The sequence below is a fragment of the Streptomyces sp. NPDC031466 genome (assembly GCF_055581265.1).
The window spans coordinates 313,405-335,337 of record NZ_JBVIJT010000004.1 but is presented as its reverse complement, the minus strand read 5'-3'; the positions used below and the strand labels follow the sequence as shown (position 1 = coordinate 335,337).

General features: G+C 74.0%; 23 protein-coding genes. 10 read left to right on the top strand and 13 right to left on the bottom strand.

Going from position 1 to position 21,933, the window contains the following annotated elements; translation table 11 throughout:
• Positions 1-113: 113 nt before the first annotated feature.
• The gene (locus tag ACZ5GP_RS10385) at positions 114-956 is read right to left on the bottom strand and encodes a DUF1206 domain-containing protein (protein ID WP_468750438.1); all 843 of its coding nucleotides are present in this window, start codon (positions 954-956) and stop codon (positions 114-116) included.
• 76 nt (positions 957-1,032) lie between these two features.
• Entirely contained in the window at positions 1,033-1,485 is a 453-nt protein-coding gene (locus ACZ5GP_RS10380) for an STAS domain-containing protein (protein WP_468750437.1), read from the bottom strand.
• A gap of 310 nt (positions 1,486-1,795) precedes the next feature.
• Here ACZ5GP_RS10380 and ACZ5GP_RS10375 point away from each other — a divergent pair, with 310 nt between their 5' ends.
• Positions 1,796-2,947, top strand: a complete 1,152-nt coding sequence (locus ACZ5GP_RS10375) for a hypothetical protein (protein WP_468750436.1) — start codon at positions 1,796-1,798, stop codon at positions 2,945-2,947.
• A gap of 24 nt (positions 2,948-2,971) precedes the next feature.
• On the opposite strand, the gene ACZ5GP_RS10370 is transcribed toward ACZ5GP_RS10375, so the two are convergent.
• The 5 genes from ACZ5GP_RS10370 to ACZ5GP_RS10350 all read right to left on the bottom strand — a co-directional run bounded on the left by ACZ5GP_RS10370 (position 2,972) and on the right by ACZ5GP_RS10350 (position 10,800).
• Positions 2,972-4,573 (bottom strand): sigma-70 family RNA polymerase sigma factor, encoded by a 1,602-nt coding sequence (locus ACZ5GP_RS10370; protein ID WP_468750435.1) that lies wholly within the window; start codon positions 4,571-4,573, stop codon positions 2,972-2,974.
• Between the two features lie 89 nt (positions 4,574-4,662).
• On the bottom strand, positions 4,663-7,437 hold the full coding sequence (locus ACZ5GP_RS10365) for a helix-turn-helix transcriptional regulator (RefSeq protein ID WP_468750434.1): 2,775 nt from the start codon (positions 7,435-7,437) through the stop codon (positions 4,663-4,665).
• Between the two features lie 66 nt (positions 7,438-7,503).
• The gene (gene bdeA / locus ACZ5GP_RS10360; RefSeq protein WP_468750722.1) at positions 7,504-8,367 is read right to left on the bottom strand and encodes a bis(hydroxyethyl) terephthalate hydrolase; all 864 of its coding nucleotides are present in this window, start codon (positions 8,365-8,367) and stop codon (positions 7,504-7,506) included.
• A gap of 201 nt (positions 8,368-8,568) precedes the next feature.
• Positions 8,569-9,768: an alpha/beta hydrolase family protein gene (locus ACZ5GP_RS10355; RefSeq protein ID WP_468750433.1), complete on the bottom strand. Its 1,200-nt coding sequence runs from the start codon at positions 9,766-9,768 to the stop codon at positions 8,569-8,571.
• A 438-nt stretch (positions 9,769-10,206) separates the two neighbouring features.
• Positions 10,207-10,800 carry a sigma-70 family RNA polymerase sigma factor gene (locus ACZ5GP_RS10350; RefSeq protein WP_468750432.1) on the bottom strand — a complete coding sequence of 198 codons (594 nt, stop codon included), beginning with the start codon at positions 10,798-10,800 and terminating at the stop codon, positions 10,207-10,209.
• A gap of 154 nt (positions 10,801-10,954) precedes the next feature.
• Between ACZ5GP_RS10350 and ACZ5GP_RS10345 the strand changes: the two genes are divergently transcribed.
• The 3 genes from ACZ5GP_RS10345 (at position 10,955) to ACZ5GP_RS10335 (ending at position 13,765) form a co-directional block, all read left to right on the top strand.
• Entirely contained in the window at positions 10,955-12,034 is a 1,080-nt protein-coding gene (locus ACZ5GP_RS10345) for a MerR family transcriptional regulator (RefSeq protein ID WP_468750431.1), read from the top strand.
• Between the two features lie 82 nt (positions 12,035-12,116).
• The gene (locus ACZ5GP_RS10340; RefSeq protein ID WP_468750430.1) at positions 12,117-13,235 is read left to right on the top strand and encodes a GNAT family N-acetyltransferase; all 1,119 of its coding nucleotides are present in this window, start codon (positions 12,117-12,119) and stop codon (positions 13,233-13,235) included.
• A 131-nt stretch (positions 13,236-13,366) separates the two neighbouring features.
• The gene (locus ACZ5GP_RS10335) at positions 13,367-13,765 is read left to right on the top strand and encodes a nuclear transport factor 2 family protein (RefSeq protein WP_468750429.1); all 399 of its coding nucleotides are present in this window, start codon (positions 13,367-13,369) and stop codon (positions 13,763-13,765) included.
• 36 nt (positions 13,766-13,801) lie between these two features.
• Here the strand turns inward: ACZ5GP_RS10335 and ACZ5GP_RS10330 are convergent, their stop codons facing one another.
• The 4 genes from ACZ5GP_RS10330 to ACZ5GP_RS10315 are packed head-to-tail and all read right to left on the bottom strand — an operon-like array spanning position 13,802 to position 16,197.
• Complete coding sequence (locus ACZ5GP_RS10330) at positions 13,802-14,386, bottom strand: alkaline shock response membrane anchor protein AmaP (RefSeq protein ID WP_468750428.1); 585 nt, start codon at positions 14,384-14,386, stop codon at positions 13,802-13,804.
• Positions 14,383-15,420 (bottom strand): DUF6286 domain-containing protein, encoded by a 1,038-nt coding sequence (locus ACZ5GP_RS10325; protein ID WP_468750427.1) that lies wholly within the window; start codon positions 15,418-15,420, stop codon positions 14,383-14,385. Before ACZ5GP_RS10325 ends, ACZ5GP_RS10330 begins: the two co-directional genes overlap by 4 nt.
• Complete coding sequence (locus ACZ5GP_RS10320; RefSeq protein ID WP_468750426.1) at positions 15,417-15,602, bottom strand: hypothetical protein; 186 nt, start codon at positions 15,600-15,602, stop codon at positions 15,417-15,419. The genes ACZ5GP_RS10325 and ACZ5GP_RS10320 overlap by 4 nt, the downstream gene beginning before the upstream one ends.
• A 58-nt stretch (positions 15,603-15,660) precedes the next feature.
• The gene (locus ACZ5GP_RS10315) at positions 15,661-16,197 is read right to left on the bottom strand and encodes an Asp23/Gls24 family envelope stress response protein (RefSeq protein WP_468750425.1); all 537 of its coding nucleotides are present in this window, start codon (positions 16,195-16,197) and stop codon (positions 15,661-15,663) included.
• Positions 16,198-16,412: 215 nt separating this feature from the next.
• On the opposite strand from ACZ5GP_RS10315, the gene ACZ5GP_RS10310 reads away from it, so the two are divergent.
• The 6 genes from ACZ5GP_RS10310 (at position 16,413) to ACZ5GP_RS10285 (ending at position 19,993) form a co-directional block, all read left to right on the top strand.
• On the top strand, positions 16,413-17,003 hold the full coding sequence (locus ACZ5GP_RS10310) for an RNA polymerase sigma factor (RefSeq protein WP_468750424.1): 591 nt from the start codon (positions 16,413-16,415) through the stop codon (positions 17,001-17,003).
• Positions 16,994-17,674 carry an Asp23/Gls24 family envelope stress response protein gene (locus ACZ5GP_RS10305; protein ID WP_468750423.1) on the top strand — a complete coding sequence of 227 codons (681 nt, stop codon included), beginning with the start codon at positions 16,994-16,996 and terminating at the stop codon, positions 17,672-17,674. The genes ACZ5GP_RS10310 and ACZ5GP_RS10305 overlap by 10 nt, the downstream gene beginning before the upstream one ends.
• Complete coding sequence (locus tag ACZ5GP_RS10300) at positions 17,671-18,039, top strand: hypothetical protein (RefSeq protein ID WP_468750422.1); 369 nt, start codon at positions 17,671-17,673, stop codon at positions 18,037-18,039. Before ACZ5GP_RS10305 ends, ACZ5GP_RS10300 begins: the two co-directional genes overlap by 4 nt.
• A 155-nt stretch (positions 18,040-18,194) precedes the next feature.
• A complete protein-coding gene (locus ACZ5GP_RS10295; protein WP_468750421.1) occupies positions 18,195-18,809 on the top strand; it encodes a hypothetical protein in 615 nt (204 codons plus the stop codon).
• Between the two features lie 257 nt (positions 18,810-19,066).
• Positions 19,067-19,333 carry a GlsB/YeaQ/YmgE family stress response membrane protein gene (locus ACZ5GP_RS10290; RefSeq protein ID WP_468750420.1) on the top strand — a complete coding sequence of 89 codons (267 nt, stop codon included), beginning with the start codon at positions 19,067-19,069 and terminating at the stop codon, positions 19,331-19,333.
• Between the two features lie 96 nt (positions 19,334-19,429).
• Entirely contained in the window at positions 19,430-19,993 is a 564-nt protein-coding gene (locus ACZ5GP_RS10285) for a type 1 glutamine amidotransferase domain-containing protein (protein WP_468750419.1), read from the top strand.
• Between the two features lie 83 nt (positions 19,994-20,076).
• Here ACZ5GP_RS10285 and ACZ5GP_RS10280 read toward each other — a convergent pair whose 3' ends face one another.
• Together ACZ5GP_RS10280 and ACZ5GP_RS10275 are read right to left on the bottom strand one after the other, a co-directional pair.
• Entirely contained in the window at positions 20,077-20,682 is a 606-nt protein-coding gene (locus ACZ5GP_RS10280; protein ID WP_468750418.1) for a hypothetical protein, read from the bottom strand.
• 215 nt (positions 20,683-20,897) lie between these two features.
• Entirely contained in the window at positions 20,898-21,902 is a 1,005-nt protein-coding gene (locus ACZ5GP_RS10275; protein ID WP_468750417.1) for a YdcF family protein, read from the bottom strand.
• Positions 21,903-21,933: the final 31 nt, after the last annotated feature.

Below are 21,933 nucleotides of genomic sequence, written 5' to 3'. Positions count from 1 at the left end.
TCTGGTTGCTGCGCGGTGCGAACGCCGGTCCCGACCACGGGGTCACGAGATGACGAGGCGAACGGATGAGTGGGTGATCAAGTGAGCAGGTGAACGGGCCACCACGTGTCGCGTCAGAGCTTGCGCCAGCGCGCGTTGGCAAAGGAGAAGAGGCCGAAGGCGGCGAGCCCGACGGCGATGATCGCGAGCAGCCAGGGGCCGAAGCCGGTGTCGGCGAAGGAGCGCAGGGTGTTGTCCATGCCCTTGGCCTCGCCGGACTTGTGCCGCACACCGGCGGCGACGGCGAAACCGCCGGCCACCGCGAAGACGACGCCCCTGGACACCCCGCCGAAGACACCGAGGACGTCCACGGCCTGGCGTACCCGATGCGACATCTCGGACAGGCGCAGCCGCTTGTGGAACTTGCGCATGAGCGCGCGGCCGGCGATCCAGAGCCCCGCCACGAGCACGGCGGCACCCGCCGCGGCGACGATCCACCGCCCGCCGGGCCAGTCGAAGGCCTTGGCCGTCACGTCCTTGGTCTGCCGGTCGCTCGAGCCGCTGCCACTGCCCTCGTCACCGGTCGCGTAGGCGAGGACGGAGTACGCGACGAAGATGTAGAAGAGGCACCGCACGCCGGACATCGCCCGCTTGCTCGCCTTGCCACCGTCCGGGCCGGCCTGTCCGAAGAAGGCTTCCGAGAGCCGCCACAGGGCCATTCCGGCCAGGGCGATGCCGAGCAGCCACAGCAGGATGTTGCCGAACGGCCGGTCCGCGAGCTCCGCCACGGCGCCGCCGCGATCCGCCTGCCGGCTCCCACCGTCGGAGAAGGCGATCCGCAGGGCCAGGGCCCCGATGAGGAGGTAGATCACTCCGCGGCCGATGAATCCGGCGCGGGCGATCGAGGCGACGGTCGTCCCCTTGGCCGCCCGTCGGGCCCGGCCCTTTCCGTGTGCTGTCACCGAAGGCAGATGCATGGCTTCCCAATGCCCCGAGGGCCTCTCCTTATGCGGTCCGAACGGTCACGATGTGCCCCCGACCGGCGGGGGCGGGTCAGTGGTGGACGCTCCGCGCACCCGGTCGCGCGCTGGTGTACGGCGCGCCGGCCGGGATCGTGAAGCTCCGGTCGAGGCGGGTGATGCGCAGCACGCGCCAGTTGCGGGCACTGCCCGGCACGAGCCACAGCGTGCCCTGTCCCGCGGCCACCTGCTGCCGGATCCGTACCAGCAGCCGCAGGCCGCCGGCGTCGAGGAACGTCACCTTCCGAAGGTCCGCGACGACCTGCTGACCGGCTCGGTCGAGCAGTGCCGTCACACGAGGGGTGAGCTCCTGGTCGGCCCAGGCGTCGAGTTCGCCCCAGAACGCAAGGACATCCGTGCCGTTCACCACGCGATGGTGCAGGCCGAAGGTGAAGTCGGCGGTGCCCGTTTCCCAGTCCAGCAGTGTCCTGCCTCCTTCACTGAGAGTAATCAATTGGAGGGTGGTGCGGCTGGTGCAGAGTGGCATCGGGCGCCGCCGAATTCCAGGGCGGTACCGAATTCCTATGTTCATCGTTCCCGCTCAGCGCCGTTCGTACCCTTGCCCGGCCGGTAGTTTGAACGAACCGGCCGATGGATCACGACACAAGTAGTTGATTACTTACTGTAGTTGCGTTTCGGGTGGTCGGCACCCGGCCCTGACCCGCCGACGACAGCGGCGGCCCCCATCGCCGTACGCCGGGGCCGCCCGGGCAATTCGAACGGATCACCGCCTGCTTGTCGTGCCCGGCGCAAGCAGCGGATACGGTGCTGACGTGGTGATCGATAGGGAGGGGCCGATGCCAGGTACTGCGCTGCTCATCGCGGCGGCCCCCGTCAGCAAGAGCCGGCTCGTCGACGCGGCCTCCGTACTTCCCGTACTCGCGGCGGTGTCGCCCGCGGCGCTCGCCGGGACCGACACCGCGAGCGTGGTGGAACTGGCCGACCCGCTGGACCCGCAGACGGTCCTGACCCGGCTGCGGGCCGCCGCCATGGCGCCGGGGCCGTTGACGGTCTACCTGGTCGGGCAGGTCCATCTCGACCGGCGCCAGCGCCACCTGCATCTGGCGCTCGCCCGCACCACCCCGGCGACCATGCGCTACACCGGGTTCCCCTGGCACTGGTTCACCCAGGAACTCCGGCTGCGCCCCGCGGGCAGCACCACCCTCATCGCCGACCTGCACACCGACCCCGAGAGCTGGCAGGCCCTGCACGAGCACCCGCTCGACGCGGGAGCCGGCGTCGCGCTGTACGGCCGTATCGCCCCGCCCGCCAAGCGACGCGCCCCGGCGGCCCCCGCCTACATGAAGGCGCTCGCCACCGTGCTGCGCAGCGGCCACCGGCCTCCGCTCCCGCACCTTCACGAGCAGGCGATCGCCCAGTCCCTCGCCGAGGGCGCGCAGGACCTCGTGGTCGCCGACGAGCCCCGCCTGGCACCGCCCGCCGCCCACCAGCGGCTCACCGCCGGCCCTCCGCCGGAGCCAGCCGCCCCGGCGGGCGGGCCCGAGCCGCACGCCGGGGCGGCCGATCCGCACGCCGCGATCACCGCCGCCGTCGAGGCGGGCCGGCACGAGGAGGCGGCGGCCCTCGCCGCCTCCTGGGAGCAGACCGCGCTGCGCGCGCACGGTCCGGGCTCGAACGAGGTCATCCATTGGATGGAAGTCCGTGCGGATCTCGCCCGGTTCGCCGGTGACCCGGCGCGCAGCTGCGAGATCTGGCTCGCCGTGGCCGAGGCCCGCCTCACCGCCGGGCAGGCCCCCGACTCCCCGCAGGTGGAAGCCGCGGCGGACCGGGCCCACCACCTGTGGGACCGCGTACGCGACGCCGAGACCGTCCGGGCTCTTGGGCCCGACCTGATCCGCCTGCGCCGCCGGGTGCCGGGCCGCCGGCCGGGAACACTGCAGCTGGCGCAGCGCCGTCTCGAACAGTTCCACACGCAGCGCGTCGGCTGAGGGCTCCCGTCCGCCGGGCGGGAGTCAGCGCGCGGTGCCGAACGCCTGCGTCCACCAGGGACCGCCCGAGCCGTTGTGGATGCCCACGCCCAGCTCCTTGAAGGCGCAGTTGAGGATGTTGGCGCGGTGCCCGGCGCTGTTCATCCAGGAGTCCATCACGGCGGCCGGGGTCCGCTGGCCGCGCGCGATGTTCTCGCCGTAGGTGCTCCAGCGGTAGCCGGCGGCCGTGATGCGGTCGCCGGGGTCCGTGCCGTCCGGGCTCGTGTGGTCGAAGTAGTCGCGCGCCGCCATGTCGGCGGAGTGCTTGGTGGCGGCCGCGGCGAGCCGGCCGTTGGAACGGACGGGCCCGCACCCCGCCTTGGCGCGCTCGGCGTTGACCAGGGCGACGACCTGTGCGGCGGTGCCGCTCGGCGTGGCCGCCGGGGTGGGCTCGGGCGCCTTCGGCTTCGGCCTGGGCTTCGGCGCGGTCCTGGCGGGGCTCGGCTCGCGCTTCGGCGTGGGCTTCGCCTTCGGCTTCTTCTTCGCCTTCGTCCTGCTCGGGGTGGGCTCGGCCGACGCGGAGGCGGAGCGCTTGGGGGAGGGGGACGCGCTCTTGGAGGCTTCGGCTGCGGCGGGGGAGGCCGGTGCCGCGGCGGTGGCCGGGGCGGTCTCGTCCGTCTCCGGGCCGGTCAGCAGGTGGAGGGCGGCGCCCCCGGCGACGAGCGCGACGACCGCGGCCGCCGCGCCCGCGGTGCGGCGCCGGCGTCGGGCGCGCCCTCGGCGGGCCCGCGTCCGCGCGGGCACCGGCGCGCCGGCGGCGTGGGCGGACGAGACCGAGCCGACCGTGCCGAGGTCGGGCCGGGTGACCCGCTCCGTCAGGGCCGCACCGACGGGGACGAGGGCGAGCGCCACGAGCAGCCGCTCGGCGGGCACCAGGTCCGTCCAGTGCCCCGAACAGGCCACGCAGTCGCGCGCGTGGCGGGCCAGCCGCTTGCGCCACAGAGCCGAGGGCACACCGTCCCAGCCCGCGGTCAGCTGCCCGAGCGCCGCGCAGCGGGGCTCGGCCGCGAGGGCGCGGACCACCACCCGCGCCGTCTCCAGCTGCGCCTTCATCCGCTGCACCCGCACCGCCGCGTGCTGCGGGGACAGGTCGAGGGCCGCGGCGACCTCCGCCCGGGTCAGCTCGCCCGCGGACTCCAGCCACCACAGCGACAGCAGACCCCGGTCGTCCTCGTCCAGCCACCGCGTGGCCTCCGCGGTCTCCCTGCGCTGCCCGGACAGGCCGAGCCGCACGATGGTCAGGTCCACGAAGTCCGCGCCCGGGTCCACGACGTCGTAGCCGTCCACCGGGCCGCCACCGGCCGGTATCGCGCCCGTGGCGCGCTCACGCCAGTGCCCGCGTATCCGGTTCATGGTGATGGCCACCAGCCAGCTGCGGAAGTGGGCCGGATCGCGCAGCCCGTCCAGGCCGCCGAGGACGCCGAGCATGGTCTCCTGCACCACGTCGTCGACGTCCGCGTGGCCGCCGAGGGCCCGCCCCACGATGTTGTAGACCAGCGGCAGGTACTCCGCCACGAGCGCGTCCTGCGCCTGCTGGTTGCCGTCCTGCGCTGCCCTGACCATCGCGACTTGGCGTTCGCTGCTCACGCTGTGACCACTTTCTGTGTGGGGACCTGTCTCCTCCGACACAAGGGAGACGCGCGGCCCGCGCCCGGATAACAGAAATCCGGCGGACCTCACGCCTCGTCGTGGGCGGTGAGCCGCTCGGACCTGGCCACGAGCCGGGACAGTTCGACGCGAGAGCGTACCCCGAGCAGCGCGAAGACGTTCCGCAGGTGGTGGTCGACGGTCCGCGGGCTCAGCGACAGGCGCCGCGCCACCTCACGGTTGGTGGCGCCCTCCGCGACACAGTGGGCGATCCGCAGCTGCTGCGGGGTCAGCCGCGACAGGCCGCCCGGCACTCCGGTGCTCCACGCCTCCCCGGTGGCGCGCAGCTCGGCGCGCGCCTGCTCGGCCCAGGCGCGGGCGCCGCACCGCTCGAAGGAGACGAGGGCGTCCCGCAGCCGCCCCCTGGCCTCGCCGGGACGGCGTCTGCGGCGCAGCCACTTGCCGTACAGGAGCTGCGTACGGGCGTTCTCGAAGTCGCCGCCGGCCTCTTCATGGCGGGCGAGCGCGACGGTGTACAGGGCGTCGCCGTCCGCGGGGCCCGCGAGCAGGGCGTGGCAGCGGGCCAGTTGGGCGGGGGCCTGCGGGTCGGCGCCCTGGGCGGCCCACTCGGCGAACTCCGCGACCCGTTCGCGGGCCGCGCTCTCCTCCTCCCCGGCCAGGCAGGCCGCCTCCACGAAGCAGGGCACGGCGAGCATCCGCACGGCGAAGTGGCCCCGGCGCGGCCCCGGCCGCACCACCGGGCCGAGCCGTGCGGCGGCCTCAGGGGCGCGGCCGCGGCTCAGGTCGAGGCGGGCCAGCGCCCACTGGGCCAGGGTCGAGGCCTGCGCGAGGCCGTGCCGCCCGGCGGTCCGTGCCGCGGCGGCCGCGTGGGCGGCGACCGCCTCGTCCTCGCCCTCCACCGACGCCACCAGCGCGAGGATCGCGTGGTGCTGGGCGGCGATGTTGCGCTGCCCGGTACGGCCGGCGGTGCGCAATCCTTCCTCGGCGTGGGCCCGGGCGCGCGCGTGCCGCCCGGCCCGCAGCTCGGCGTACGCGAGGTACTCCAAAGCCTGCGGTACGTGGATCTCCGTGCCCCGCGCCCGCGCGGCGGCCAGGGCCCGGGCGTTGACGCGGGAGGCCGCATCGAAGTCCCCGACGAGGAGGGCGGCGACCCCGGCCCGCAGCAGCCGTGACGGCTCGTCCGCCCCCGCGCCGTGTGCCACGACGTCGCGCAGGCCGGGGCTCGCGGCACCGAGCCGCCCGCTCATGACGACGGACATGGCGGCGCGGTACTCCTCGGCCAGCGCGTCGGCGCCCCCGGCCGGCGGGCCGCTGGTCCCGGTCTCACGGGGGGTGCCGAGGGCCGCGAGGTAGGCCTCGGCGTCCCCCATGTCCCAGGCCGCCGCCATGGCGCACAGCCGGGCCTCCCGGGCGCCGTCCGGGTCGTACGGAGCGAGGAGTTCCGCCGCGAGCAGGAGCGCCTCGCGGGCATCGGCGACGGGGCCGTCCCCGAGCGTGAGCCGGCCCCGGACCAGTGCGACCGCGCCCCGCACCTGGGCATCGCTCGACTCGGCGCGGGCGGCGCTGAGCAGCTCATCGGCCTGTGCGGGGCGGCCCGCGAGACGGGCGTGGTGGGCGGCGGCGGCACGCCGCAGGGCACGCTCGCGTGACGCCTGGGTGAGATCCGCCGCCGCGGTCAGGGCCGCGGCGCGCAGCGCGTGGGACGGAGCGGTCCCGGGCGCGCGTGCCTCGACGGCCAGCGCCGTCGCGAGACGGGCGTCGGGCCGCTCGGCCGCCAGGGCCCGGTGCAGCCGCTGGAGCAGTGTCGGTGTGCGCCCGTCGTCGAGGGCCGAGGCCAGCAGTCGGTGGGCGGTACGGCGGCGGGCGGCCGGGGCCCCGGTGTACAGGGCCCGGCGCAGCTCGGGGGCGCCGAAGTGGACGCGGCCGGCACTCAGGCGCACGATCCCCGCCGCTTCCGCCGCACGCAGCGACGCACCGTCCAGGCCGGCCGCCGCGCCGGCCCGCAGCACGAGGTCCAGGTCCGCGCCGGCCGGCTCGTCCCCGGGGTCGTGGACGGCGGCGGCGATGAGCAGCAACCGCGCCGTGTCCCTGGGGAGTTCGGCCGGATCGATGCCGCCGTACGGCGGGGACACCGCCCCTTCGGCCACCCGTCGGGGCAGTGGCGCCCGCCCCGCCAGCTGATCAGGCGTGAGCCCGCCGATAAGGGCGTGGACCAGGCCGGGGTTGCCGCCCGCCGCACGGAGAACCGCCTCCCGTACGTCCGGGTCGGCGCCGCCCGTGGTGACGTCGTCGAAGAGCGCGGCCGCCTCGGACGGCGCGAGCGGGTCGAGGCGCCGGACGGGCAGCGCGGCCAGATGGGGATCGTCCGCGCGGTGCGCCGCGACGGACAGGAGGAGAGCGACGGGGTGGGGCCCGCCGAGGCGGCGGGCGGCGAAGCCGAGGGCCGCGCGGGAAGCCGTGTCCCACAGATGGACGTCGTCCACGCAGATCAGCAGCGGATGCCCGCCCGCGAGGTCGCGCACCACGGAGAGCAGGGCCCCGGGCCCCTCCGGCAGCGGACGCAGAGGCGCTCCCGCACACCACAAGGAGTGGACGCCGCTGTACGGGATCAGGGACTCGGCGGGGACGGCGCGCGTGCTCAAAACCGTCCCCGTCCCCGAAGAGCGGAACCGGTGGGCGGCGTGGGCGAGCAGCGTGGTGCGGCCGAGCCCTGGTGCCGCGGCCAGCACCAGGGCTCCGCCCCGTCCTTCGCGCACGCCGGTCAAGAGGGCGTCGACGGCGTGCAGTTGAGCGCTCCGGCCGTATATCCGGAGGGGACCCGTCGCAGTCGTCAGTCCGGCCACGACCGTCACGTTACTTCGGCGTAAAACTTCTTGGAACCCTCCTCGAACCCTCAAGCGGAGGCGTTCTCAGGAGGTGTGCGGGCAGTTGCCCCGGTACTCCTCGATCGTTGTGCTGGGGCGGGGCAGCGGACAGAGGAACTGCTCGTAGCGCTGATCGTTGTCGATGAACCGCTTGAGCCACGAGACGCTGTACTTCGCGATCGTGGTGTTCGAGGTGTTGGGCGTGAAGTGGGTCGCGTTGTTCAGCTCCAGATACGCCTTGTCGAGCGAGGCGGGCAGGGTCTCGTAGAAGGGCTCCGAGTGGGTGGCGACGGGGGCGACCGTGTCGCCGTCCGCGCCGACGACCAGGGTGGGGGTGCGCAGTTCGGGCCAGGTCTTGTCGAGGTTCCAGCCGGTCAGCGGGATCGCCGCCTGGAGACTGGGGCGGTCCTTGGCGGCCTCCAGAGTGCCGCCACCGCCCATGGAGTGGCCCATGACGCCGAGCCTGCTGCTGTCGACGCGGTCGCGCACGGAGCTGCGCTGCGTCAAGTAGTCAAGGGCCGACAAGAGTTGGCTGCCCCGGCTGGCGGGCTGGTCCAGGGTGGTGAGGGTGTCGATGGTGAAGACCACGAAACCTTGCGAGGCGAGCCGTGGCCCCAGCCAGGAGATGGACGACTGGGTGGCCGTGTAGCCGGGCGAGACGGCGACGGCGCCGAACGTGCCGTCAGCGGTGGACGTCGGGTAGTAGATCGTGCCGCCCCCGAAGCCCGTCACGCTCAGGGACGACACGCGGGTCTCGGACACGGCGTAGGGGCCGCGGGGGGCCTCGATGCTGGAGACGGTCGGCGCGGGACCGCGTTCGTACGGGTTCTCCGCGGCGCCGGCGCTGCCCGACTGCGCGGTGATCAGCCCGCCCACGGCGAGCAGGGCGGCGAGCCCGGCCCGCACCAGGCGCGGACGGAGCCGGCGGGTCGGACGCGGAGGGGGCGGGGTGCCGAGGAATGCGTCGGTGAGCTGCTGCACGGCGGTCGTGTCCTTTCGGCGAGCGTTTGCTGGCAGCGGCAACTGTCCGGGCACACCCGCCCCGGGCACATCGGTGAAATCACCGGTCTTCGGCGCGGAGCCGAGCCGGGCGGCCGCTCCTTCGGCCGGTCAGCGCTTGGGGAAGGCGACCTCGGGGTGCTGAGGTGCCGGGCCGTCGAGCAGCGGCCGCGGCGCTCCCCGCAGCCACTTCTCGAAGAAGGCGCCGGCGTAGGCGCGGGTGATCCGCTGGGACCGCTCCCCGGAGAGCGGCACGTCGGGATCGACCATCCCGGCCTGCTCCGCCAGGACGGGCACGTCGGTGAACGTGAAGTGCCCGGCGCCCTTGACGGTGAGCCACCGCTTCCAGCCGTCGAGGCCCTGCCAGGTGCTGTCCCAGTTCTCCCCGTCGCCGCGCCCCGGGGTGTGCTCCGCCTCGGTGCCGAGCATCAGGAACGGGCGGCCGTCGATCCCGCCGGGGTCCGTGTGGAAGTGGCCGTCCATGTTCATGCCCGCCCGTACGCGGCCGTCGTGGGTCATGGTGGCGAGTGCGGCCGCGCCCCCGATGGAGTGCCCGCCGGCCCCGATCCGGCGGGGGTCGATCATTCGGGAGTGCTGCCAGGCGGCGTCGCGGCCGGTCAACCGGTCGATGACGAAGGACAGGTCCTTGGCCCGTCCCTCGGTGATGACCTTGCCCATCCCCGGCTTCTCGGCGGGACCGCAGGCCTCGCAGGTGAGGATCCGCCCGCCGGGGAACGCCGTGCCGAGCGACTCGTACGCGTGGTCGACGGTGGCGACGACGAACCCCCGGGCGGCGAGGTCCTCGGCGAGGTGGGTGAGCGTGGACCGGGGCGCGCTGAAGCCGGGGGAGAGCACGACCAACGGGAAGCGCCCCGGCGCGGGCCGTGCCCCGGAGCGGGCATGGGTGCGGGTGGCGCTGTACGCGGCGGGCGAGAGCTGCCCCTGCACGCCCCACCACTCCAGCAGGAGGCGGGCCTCCTCCTCGGAGGTGTACGCGGTCGGCCGCCCGCCGCTGTGCCGGCCGGGGTAGTAGACGGACAGCATCAGTTCCCGCGCGCCCGCCGACGGCACCCATGGATCCCGGCGGCTCTTGTCGACCAGATGCAGGGTGTCCCGTCCCACCGCGTACGGCCCGGTGGGGCGCGGCAGCCGCAGCGGAGCCGACGACGGTTCATCGGCCGTGACATGTGCGGAGCCGGCCGGCCGGGGCGCGGAGTGCGCGGTCGCACCGCTGACGGCGGGCACCGTGAGGGCGAGGACGAGAGCGGCGGCGAGGGTGTTGCGGCGCGTGGCGTTTCGGGCTGGTCTCATGTCGAGTGACGCTAGTGCGCGGCCCGTTGTCGGCACGTCGCCCCGTGGTCGGACCCGGGGCAGACCGTGGAGGTACGCGCGCGTCAGCTTCTGGTAGGACCACCGGCCGCGCCTTCGACCCGCGGTGTGGCCAAGGGGGCCGCGTTGCAGCGGCGGAGAGGCCGCGTACGGACAGCGGTGGAGGGCCGCGTCGGGCCGTGGGGACGCGCCCGCGCGTCACGGGGCGCCCCCACGGTCCTCCGCCGCCGTTCGGGGGTGACGGCGACGCCCCTCAGCGGCGCCGACCCCGCTGAGAGGCGTGGGGAGCGAGGTCCGGGCGCCCCCTGCCGACCCCGAGTCGGCGACGACCACGAAGGGCTGCCCCTTGCTTCCGCCGGCCGGGGGCGCCCGGATGCACCAGGCCGAGAATTTCTCTCGCTTCCTCCGGCCGAGGACGTCTCACGCTTCGCGGGAGACGTCCCCCAGCAGCGTGCGGAGCCGGTGCATGCCGCGCCGCGCGTGGCTCTTGACCGTGCCCAGCGGCCACCCGGTGCGCTCGGCGATCTGCGGCTGGGTGAGATCTTCGTAGAACGTCAGGCGCAGCACCGTCCGCTGCGGTGCCGGAAGCCGTGCCAACTCCCGTTCCACGAGCACCCGGTCGAGGACCACGTCCGCCTCCGGGCGTCCGGGGCGGCCCGTGGCGTGCAGCAGCCCCGCGTTGTCCACGAGGTCCGCCCTGCGCGTCCTCGCCGTCAACGCGTCCGCGACCTTCCGCCGCGTGATGCCCGTCAACCAGGCCATGGGGCTGCCCAGTTCGGGCCGGTACCCGGCGTGGCCGCGCCACGCGGCGAGGAAGACCTGCTGGGCGACGTCCTCCGCCTCGCGGCTGTCGCCGAGCGCGCGCCACGCCAGTGCCCGCACCCGGGGCCCGCACCTGCGGTACACCGCGTCGAGACACGCCTCGTCACCGCGGGCCAGCCCCGCCGCCAACGCGTCTTCCCTCCACGGCACTTCGCCGAAGGCCGCCGCGGGCTGTGACACCGCTGTGCTCATCGACGCCTCGTCCGCTCCTCGTAGTGGTCGCCGACGCCTCGTTCCCGAAGCGAATCGGTCAGGCGGGCCGCGGTTTCGGCCGCGGCTGGGTCATCTTGGGAGCAGCCTCGGACACCCGGCAACCCGCATCGGTTGTGCGTCGTATCGTGAGCGCATGAGCCAGCCTCCGGGACGCAGGGGACGCACCGGCGAGGTGCGGGACCGCCCGCCGGACGAGGCGTGGGACGGCGGGACGGGCGGTGCGCCGGAGGGGGCCGCCCTCACCACCGGCGCCCTGGCGAGACGCCTTGGAGTGTCACCCACGACCTTGCGCACCTGGGACCGCAGGTACGGCCTCGGCCCCGCCCGGCGGGAGCCCGGCCGCCACCGCCGCTGGTCGGAGCGGGACATCGCGGTCGTCGAGGAAATGGGCCGCCTCACCTCCCTGGGCGTACCTCCGGCCGACGCCGCCCGCACGGCCCTCCAACTCACCCCCGCTCCCCGGGACACGGGCCCGGCTCCCACCCTCGTGCCCGCGCCCCGGCGCCCGTCCCGCACCCCCGGTCCGGCGCGCACCGGACCGCCCGACTCCCTCGCCCGCCGGCGAAAGGGCCTTGCCCGCGCCGCCGTCCGGCTCGACGCGCCCGCCGTCCAGGACCTGCTGACCGAGACGGTGGAGCGCCACGGCCTCATCACCGCCTGGCAGGAAGTGATGGTGCCGACACTGCACGCGGTGGGCCGCAAGTGGGAGGAGGCGGGCGACCGGTACGTGGAGGTCGAGCACCTGCTGTCCTGGCACGTCTCCCGCACCCTGCACCGGTGCGCCACCCCTGCGAACGCCTCGCCCCGCGCGACACCGCTCGTGCTGGCCTGCGTCCCCGGCGAGCAGCACTCGCTCCCGCTGGAGGCGCTCAGCGCGGCTCTCGGCGAACTGGGCGTCCCCCAGCGCATGTTCGGCGCGGCCGTGCCCGTCGAGGCGGTCTCGGCGGCGGTCCGCAGGACGGGCCCCGAGGTCGTCGTCCTGTGGTCACAGGCCCGCTCCACCGCGAGCGTGCCACTGGCCCGGCACCTCGCCGACACCCGCTGGGGCGTGCGCGGCGCCCGCGGCCGGCCCGTCGTCATGCTGGGCGGCCCGGGCTGGGCGGGACCGGCGGTGCGCGGCGCGCTGCGGCCGACAACCCTCCAGGAGGCGCTGGTCCAGATCGGCGCCGTGCGGGGTCGGCCGGCCGACCGGCCGAGGGAGGGGCCGGGTTGACCCGCGCGGCCCGTCGGCACCCCTGACACATGCGTACGCTTTCGCGACCTTTGAGCATCGCCGAGAGGACGGTCGATCTGAGGTGGACATCACCATCCACGGGCTCGATGGGCTGAGCGACGCCCTGCGCTCGGCCTGGCACCGGGCGATGGACGAGTCGCCCGAGTACGCCAACCCCTTCCTCGCACCGGAGTTCGCGGAAGGCGTCGCCGGATTCCGGGCCGGCGCGCAGGTGGCCGTCCTACGGGAGAACGACCGGCCCGTGGGCTTCCTCCCGTACGAACGCAACCCTCTCGGTGTCGGCCGCGCCATCGGGCTCGGCCTCTCCGACTGCCAGGCGCTCGTGCACCGCCCCGGAGTGACCTGGGACACCGAGGACCTGCTGAAGGCCTGCGGCCTCTCGGTCTTCGAGTTCGACCACCTCGTCCAGGAGCAGAAACCCTTCACCGACCACGTCACGGGAACGTTCGCCTCGCCGGTGCTCGACCTGACGGCCGGCGACGGCAACTACCCCCAGTGGCTGCGCGCCGCCTACCCCGGGCTGGCCAAGACGGCCCTGAAGAAGGAGCGCCGCCTGGCCCGCGACGTCGGCGAGACGCGGTTCGTCTACGACGAGCGCGACCCGCGCGTACTGCGCACCCTCATGCGCTGGAAGTCCGCCCAGTACCGCAGGACCGGCCGGATGGACCGGTTCGCGCGGCCCTGGATCGTCGGCCTGGTCGACCACCTCTTCCGGGTCCGCGAGGAGCACCTCACCGGCGTGCTGTCCGTCGTCTACGCCGGTGACCGGCCGGTCGCCGCGCACTTCGGGCCCGCCTCGCGCACGGTCCTCGCGGCGTGGTTCACCGCGTACGACCCCGCGTTCCGCTCCTACTCGCCGGGCCTGATGATGCACCTGCGCATGGCCGAGGCGGCGGGGCGCGCCGGGGTGCGACTGATGGACATGGGGCGGGGCGAGAAGGAGTACAAGGACTGGCTCAAGACACGCGAGCTGCGCGTGGGCGAGGGCTTCGCGACCCGCCCCCACCCGGTGGCCGCCGCACACCGCCTGTGGCGCGGACCCGTGCGCGGCCTGCGGAACACGGTCCTGGCACACCCGACCCTGCGGGAACCGGCCGACCGGCTGCTGCGGACCGCCGGGGCCCTGCGCACGTCGTACCGGTGGCAGGACCCTACGGCTCGCGGCTCAGCGCGCGGATGACACGCCGACCGGAGCCGACCTGGCGCAACGTGGACGCCACTGCTCGCCCGCAGGATCAGCAACGCCCTGACGAAAGAAGCCGTACGACCCGTACCCCCGGCATCCGTGCACCGCGCTGCTACCGTCGCGCCATGTCCAAGGCTGAGATAGACACGCTGACCGCCGACTTCTTCGGCGCTTTCGACAACCGGGGCGGCAAGCCCGCCGACGTGGCCCGGCTGCGTCGCCTGATGCTCCCCGGCGGGGTGATCGTCAGCACGGGCGAGAAGCTCACCGCCTACACCGTGGAGGAGTTCATCGAGCCCCGCGAACGGCTGCTGGCCGACGGCCGGCTCGTCGAGTTCTCCGAATGGGAGACCTCCGAGCGGACCTCGATCGTGGGCGACATCGCGGCGCGGTTCGGCGAGTACCGCAAGTCGGGAATCCTGGACGGCGAACCGTTCGAGGGGAGCGGCACCAAGAGCATCCAGTTCGTCCGCGGCGAGGACGGCTGGCGGATCGCATCGTTCACCTGGTACGACCACTCCTGAGGTCACTCTGAGGTCGGCCTGTGGTCGCCCCCGAGGTCAACGCAGCCGTCGAGTCCTGTGGTGACGGGCCGTCAGCCGTACCTCGACCGTCAAGGGGCGGGGCGCCGCCGCGGCCCTCGCCTCGGCGACGGTCCGGCGCACCAGATCGCCCAGTACGGCCTCCGGGCGGCCGTCGACGGTGAGGACCAGAGTGATGCGCGCCCTCAGCCGCCGCGGACGGCCGAGCAGGGTCACGTGCGCGCGGGCCACCCCGTCGAGCCCCTGGGCCCGTTCGGCCATCGCCGCGGCGAGCGCGGGGCCGGACAGCGTCACCTCCGGCTGCCCGAGCGGCAGTTCACGCAGCCGCCCCGCCCGGACCTGCGCCACGCCCCAGCACAGCGACAGCAGTACGCCGACGGCCAGCGCGCTCATCACGAGTGGCGGCCACCAGCCCTGGTCCCGCCAGCGGCCGAGGGCGTCCCCGTCCAGCCACGATCTGTCGGAACCGAGCCGGGGCCAGTCCGAGGGCAGCCGGTCGCGCACGACACCGGTCGCCGAGCCCAGCACCGCCCCCGCTGCCACCAGTGCCGCGCCGACGCAGGCCAGGACGGCGCGATTGGTGCCGTTACGGAACCGGCTCATGTGCGGCTGCTCCTCTGCGTCGTAGCCGGCGTGGCCGTCGTAGCCGTCGTGGCGTCCGGCGTGGGGGAGGGCGGGACGAGTGAACCGGCCGAGCCGGAACCCGTGCTCGGCCCGGGCGGTGTCGGAGCGCGCCAGAGGGGATCGGTCCGCACCCGCGCCCTCAACTGTGAGGCCCTCGCCAGGCCACAATCGGCCAGCGCCTCCTCGCAGGCCTCCGTCACCGCTCGGCGCGCGGAGTCCAGGCCGCCGAACCCGAGCCGGGCGCGTACCCGCGCCCCGCGCCGGCCGACCCGCACGCGCACCCGCGTGATCCCCGGCACCTCCGACACGGCGTCGCGCAGCAGTGCCGAGACGGCCCGCCGGTCGAGGACGGCCCGGACGCCCTTGGCCGGCGCCGCCATCGGCAGCAGGCTCCGCCGACCCGGGGTGAGCGCCAGTACCAACAGCCACACGCCGAGCAGGAACACGGCACCCGCCAGCACCACGCCGGGCCAGACAGCACGGTCCGGGCCGTGTGCGACCAGCCACTCCATGAGCCGGGCCCGCCATCGGGCGGGCGGACGGCCTGCCGCGTGCACCCGGACCACGTCGTACAGGAAGGCCCCGCAGACCGCCGCGCAGCCGAACGCCGACACCGCGGCGGGGACCCGGCGTTGCGACCAGGGCCGCCCGGTCCCGGACCGGACCCGCGCCGCCCGCGACCCCGGCACGGCCACCTCCGCACCCTGCTTCGGCTCCCGCACCCGCAGGGCGCGGACCCGCACCCGTGCCGAGGGCACGACGAGTCCGGTCAGTCCGGCCGTCCGGTCGGCGACATGCGAGCGCACGCGTTCGCCCGCGTCATCGAGCACCGTCGGATAGGGCAGCGTCACGGCGACGCTCACCCGGGCCCGGCGGCCGCGCACGGCGGCGGCCCCCCGGGCGGCCTGGATCTCGCCCGAGGGCAGCGCCTCCGTGGCGGCCCGTTCCGCGATGCGGCGCACCGCGCGCTCGGCCACGGTGGTCGCGCCGCGGTCCGCCGCCGGCACGCTCATCGCCGCTCCCGGTCACGGCCGCCGAGGAAGGACCGCAGGTCCGTGCCGTCGTCCACCAGGCGCCCCACGACGAAGCCGACCGCGCCGAGCGCGGCCACCAGAAGGAAGGCGCCGAAACCGCCGAACCACCCGGCGAAGCCGAGGGCCATCCCGGCGATCATGCCGGCCAGAGCTGTGCTCACCACTCACCTCACACCACAGAAGGAGACACCACGGCCATGCCCGGACCCGCTCGGGGCGCTACTCCACGCGCGTCTCGCCCGTGGAGTCCGCGGCGTCGTCGTCCGGCAGCCGCACGTCGTTGACCGCGACGTTGACCTCGACGACTTCCAGGCCCGTGATGCGCTCCACGGCCGCGACGACGTTCTCGCGCACGTCGTGCGCGACGTCGGTGATCGGCACGCCGTACTCGACGACGATGTCCAGGTCGATGGCCGTCTGCCGCTCGCCGACCTCCACCTTCACCCCGCGTCCGACGTTGGGGCGTCCGCCGGGGACGCGGTCGCGGACCGCGCCGAGGGTGCGCGAGAGTCCGCCGCCCATGTCGAACACGCCGGGGATCTCCCGCGCCGCCATGCCGGCGATCTTCACCACCACGACGTCGGCGATGGAGGTCTTCCCACGCGTCGCGGCGGGCTCGCCCGGGCCCGTCCGGCCCGTCACGGTGGTGGTGCCCGCGCTCTTGTGGATCGTGCCGGTGGAACCGGTCGAGCCCGCCGGGTCGGCGGGGTCGCCACCGGACGTGGTCGCGTTCGAGCGGATGTCCTGAGTCGTCATGCCGCCATCTCCTCGGTCGAAGTCATGCCGTCGGTCGCCGGTGCGTTGCGCACCCGACCGGGTGCCCGGCTTCCCGCTTGTCTGACACGGTTGCCGGCAATTCGTTACGCGCCTCGGCAGAACTTCTCCTTCCGGGAGGTAACGTGCCCTCGCCGCGTAACGCCGGCGGCCTTCCGTGTGTCGTACGAGCACGACCTGGATGAGAGGAGCCGCGTGTGCCCGGGGACCGGGGCCGAGCGCCCGAGGGCCGAGCGGAGCAGCCCGCACGGCACGACGACGGATTGCTGGCGGTACGGGCCGGGGAAGGTGACGAAGAGGCCTTCGAGGAACTGGTGCGTCGCCACGCGCCCCCACTGTTGCGCCTGGCGACGCGGCTGCTGGGAAGCAGGACGGAGGCCGAGGACGCCGTGCAGGAGTCTTTCGTGAGCGCTTGGCGCAAGCTGCCGGAGTTCCGTGCCGACGCGCGGTTCGGCACCTGGATACACCGGATCGTCACCAACCGGTGCCTGAACGTGCTGCGCGCGCGCCGCCCGGCCCTCGACCTGGCGGGTGTGCCCGAGCCGCAGGCGCCGGACCACGAGGCCTCGCCCGCACGGGTGGCCGAGGGGCACGCGGCCGTGGCGGACCTGACCAGGGCGATGGCGGGTCTGTCACCGGAGCAACGGGTGTGCTGGGTGCTGCGCGAACTCAACGGCCTCTCCTACGAATCCATCGCCGAGTCGGTCGGGATCAGCCCGGAGGCGGTGCGCGGCCGCGTCTTTCGGGCGCGGCGCTATCTCACGGAGGCGATGGCCGCATGGCGATGAACGAGGAGACCGGATCGGGCGCGGAGCACGGAGCGGTCACCGGGGGGCGGCAGCCGGACGAGGACTTCGCGGAGCGCGAGCCGCTGCCGTGCGGACGGGACCTGTGGGGCGTCTGGGAGCGCGGGGAGAGCGGCGAGGCCGACCCCCACGCCGCCGGGTGCCCGCACTGCACGGAGGCGCTGGAGACCCTGCGCCGTCTGGAGGACGTCGTCTCCGCCGCGCGCCGGCGGGAACCGCGCGAGCGGGAGGCCGACGCCTCCGCGCTCGTCGGCCGGGTCATGGACGTGGTGCGGCTCGAACTGCGGCCCGGCCGGACGCTTCCGCTCGGCGAGGAGGAAGAGGACGCGTGGATCGTGGAGGCGGCCGCCGCCCGGACCGTGCGCGCGGCGGCGGAGAGCCTGGCGGGGGTGCGGGCGGGCAGCTGCCGCATCGAGGTCCCGCCCGAGACCGACGAGCCCGCCGGACCACGGGACCGGTCGCGCAGGGGTCCCGTCATGATCCGCCTCGAAGTGGAGGCGGCACTCGCCCCGAATCTGCGGGAGACCGCCGAGCGGGTCCGCCGGCGGGTCCTGGCGGCGGTCCGCGCCGAACTGGGCATGCCGGTCCTGGCCGTCGACGTGACGATCACGGACATCACCGGCGACGACGACACCGAAGGACGGCAGCCGTGACCGAACAGCCCGCTTCCGGTGATCTCACCGACGCCGTCGCACGGGCGGTGCTCGGCACGGCCGGGGTCGCCTTCCTGCGCCCCGGCCTGGCTCAACTGCTGCGCGCCTCGGGCCCCTTGACCCGGCTGAACCGGGACGGCGGGGGTGCGGGCCCCGGCCGGTCCGGGCGCTCCGCGGGCGTACGCCTGAGAGGGGGCGGTGACACGGGGCGGTGGCACGTGGAGGTCCACGTCGTCCTGCACCGCGGCCACCGCGCGGTGGACGTCACACGGGCGGTGCGTGCCGCCGTCGCCGAGACCGTGCGCGAAGCGGTCGGGACACCCGAACTCCCGCGGGTCTCCGTGACCGTGACGGGGCTGGTGTGAGGCGGCGTGTTGCCGTTCGGTGACATGGCGGACAGACCTGTGACGCGCGAGAGGGCAACGACCCCGGGGTGTGGCGGGTCGTATGGGGCGTGGGATCCAAGGGCGGACCGATCCGTCCGAAGCACGCCGACCGACCGAAACCATGTGGGGGAACGATGAGGATGAACACGCGTATCGACAAGAGGCTGCTCGCCGCGGCCGCCGTACTGGCCGCGTCCGGTGTCGCCGCGGGAACGGTGCCGGCCTCCGCTGCGGACGACACCCCCCGCTTCCTGGCGGCTTCCGAACTGCCGCCGCACGCCTCCTCGGCCTGGCAGGCCGGGCCGGTGACGGCGGGGCAGCCGGACCCCCTGCCGATGTGTGTCGGTGAGGCGCTGCCGTCGACCTCCGTGCACCGTGTGTACCGCACGGACCTGGACACCGGCGCGCTGCAGGTGACCGTGGTCGAGCGCAGCGAGCAGCGGGCCAAGGACTTCGCGGCCCTGCTGCGCAAGAAGCTCGACGGGTGCGCCGAGACGGTGATGAAGCTCGACCCCGAGATCACCGCGAAGCAGAAGTACTACGGCAAGGTGAACGTCGAGGAGGGCGCCCATGTCTACGGCGTCCACACGGTCGCCTCGTGGGGGGCCTCCGACATCAACATGTTCTCGGTGGGGCGCGACGGCACCACCGTGACGCTCGTGCAGTGGGGTCAGATGGGCGGCTTCGCCAACGCCCAGGTCTCCGACTTCAAGGCCACGACCGCCACGGCCGTCAACAAGCTCTACTGACGGTCGCGGAGCTCTGCTGATGTCCGGCTGCTGATGTCCGGCCCCGACGGACCCCGTACGGCATCCGTCGGGGCCGGACATCAGGACTTCGTGCCCTGCCGGGAGAGTCGTTGGTCCCGAGTGCCGCCGAACCCACCGGGGCACCCGTACATTGCTCCGGTCGCCGGACTCGTCTGGCGCCGCCCCAGAGTGTGGTCATGCTGAAGGCGGGTACCGGAGCGACCGATCGACTTCGAAAGTGAACGGAAGGTAGCACCGTGGGCGTCATCGCCTGGATTCTGGTCGGCTTGATCGCAGGGGCGATCGCGAAGGCACTGACGCCGGGGAGGGACCCGGGCGGAATCATCGTCACCATGCTGATCGGCATCGTCGGCGGGCTGCTCGGCGGCTGGCTCGGCAAGGTGATCTTCGGGGTGGAGTCGATCAACGGGTTCTTCCACCTGTCGACGTGGATCGCCGCCGTCGTCGGATCGGTGGTCGTCCTGTTCCTCTACCGCATGGTGTCCGGCCGCACCGCCCGCTGAGGCCGAAGAACACGGCGCACGAAGAACTCGGCGTTCGAAGAAGACAGCGCCGAAGGAAGCCGAAGGAAACAGCACAGCACCAGGAAGGCAACGTCAATGGCTGACAACACCCTGAACGGCCGCCGCGTACTGGCGATCGTGACCAACTACGGAGTCGAACAGGACGAGCTGGTGGTGCCGGTGCAGCACCTGCGCTCCCGCGGCGCGCACGTCGACGTGGCGGCCGTCTCGGCACAGGAGATCCGCACCCTGGTCGGGGACAAGGACCCCGGCAAGAGCGTCGACGCCGACCTCACCCTCGCCGACGTGGACGCCTCTTCCTACGACCTGCTGCTGGTACCCGGTGGCACGGTCAACGCCGACACCCTGCGCCTGGAGGAGAGCGCCGTCGACATCGTCCGCTCCTTCGCCGAGCCCGGCCGCAAGGTCGCGGCCATCTGCCACGGCCCGTGGCTGCTGGTGGAGGCCGACGTGCTCGACGGCAAGACCCTGACGTCCTACGCCTCGGTCGCCACCGACATCCGCAACGCCAAGGGCACGTGGGTCGACAAGTCGGTCATGCGCTGCGACGCCAAGGGTTGGGAGCTCATCACCTCCCGCAACCCCGACGACCTCGACGACTTCCTCCGCGAGATCGACTCCGCGCTCGAAGCGGCCTGAGCGGCGGCCCGCCGCGGGGCGAAAGCACCTGACACACCGGTGGCCGGGAGACTTCCTCCCGGCCACCGGTGTGTCCGCGCGCGTCAGGCCTCCCGGCGCCGCGCCCGGTACACGGTGTATCCGCCTGCCGCGAGGATCAGTGCCACGCCGGCCCCCACATATACGGCGTCCGCGCCCCGGGACCCGCCCGTCCCCGCCCGCACACCCCGCTCGGGGGTCGGCGTGGCCTCTCCCGCCACGGTGATCGAGTACGTGGACGTGCCGCCGCCGGGACACGAGACGTGCACGGTGTGGGTGCCGGAGTGGGCGTCCGGGCGAAGGGTGCCCGTCCCCGTGTAGATGCCGGCCGAGCCGGTGGACAGCTGGACGTTCTGGGTGAAGGCGTCGGAGCGGGCGGTGGCCGACGGGGCGTGGCATCCGCCGCTGACGGAGACGACCACCGACTGCCCCGGCCTGCCCGGGCTCGGTGTGATCGACAGCGACGGCCGGCCCCCGGCCTCCTCGGGCGGCCGCCCGGCCTCCTCCTCCATCGGCCTCTCGGCCTCCTCCTCCATCGGCATCGTCTCTTCCATGTCGCCGCGCGTGTGCGGCGCCGTCGGAGGTTCTGTCTCGGCCCGGGCCTGCGGAGCGAGCGAGGCGAACGCCATGGCGGTGAACACGGCTGCGGTGACGGTGGGACGGACGCGCATGAGTGGAGACCTCGATCCTTCGCGCGGCCGGGAGCACGCCTCCCTGCGGACTCCGCGCTGCCCCTCATGCAAGGCGCAACCAGCTCCCTGTGCGCGCCGGACACGGCCACGCGGAGTAGCCCCCGCCACGCGGCCGGTCGGATCGGCGAACGGGTGACGACCGGACCAGGGGGGGCCGATGACACGGGGAACCGGTGACGCGGGGGCTTCTCGCGCTAACGGGCCGACCAGACCAGCACTCCGCCGAGCACGAACAGCAGGCAGATGGCGAGGTTGGTCCAGCGGTAGGCGACCAGCACGGCGGCGAACTCGCGGAGCGTCGCGTTGGGCCAGAAGTACCGGGCGGTGGGCGCGCCGACCACCTGGCCCCTGACGCCGAGCCGCCGGGCGGTGACCGCGGCGCGGAAGGCGTGGTAGTTGTTCGTGACGACCACGCACCGGTAGTCGGGCTTCGCCGCCTCCATGATGGCCTTGCTGAACAGCAGGTTCTCCTCCGTGGTCGTCGACCGGTCCTCCCGCTCGACGAGGTCGGCCGGAAAACCGCGCTCCGTCAGATAGTCGGCCATGGCGTGGGATTCCGGCAGCTCCTCGTCCGGCCCCTGACCGCCCGAGGTGATGAGCACGGGGGAGCCCCCGCGCGCGGAGAGCCGCTCGTGCACCTCCCGCGCCCGCCCGAGCCGACTGGCCAGCAGCGGCGGTACCGTCGAGCCGCCGACGAGCCCCGAGCCGAGGACCACCACGAAGTCGGCCTTGCGGCGGATCCGCAGCCGCCCGTAAAGGAAGGCGTAGCAGACGAAGCTCAGGAACAGGAACGAGATGTAGCCCGACAGGCCGAGGGCGGCCGCCCCCACCCCGAGCAGCAGCGGCGTCCGCACCACCGCGGCCGTGATGACCAAGGCGATCACGCCGAGGATGCCCAGGGCGGCCATCAGCGAGAGCAGATTGGTCGGGCTCCTGCCCTCCTTGCGCGCCATCCGCAGGCCGTTGACGAACAGCAGGTAGGTCAGGACGAGGATCCCGAGCGCGCCGACCGTCAGCAGGGAGAAGGCGATGACCAGGCCGGACGTCGACCCCGACCGCAGCAGTTGGGACATCCAGGCGACCAGCCCGCACACGACGGCGAGCCCCAGGAGCACGGCGTTGCCGAATCTTCGGCGTTCCCGCAGTACCCGCCAGCAGAAGACGAGGAAGAGCAGGGCTGCCGGCGCGTAGACGAACATCCGCACAGCGTAAGGGGGCGCCACGTCATGG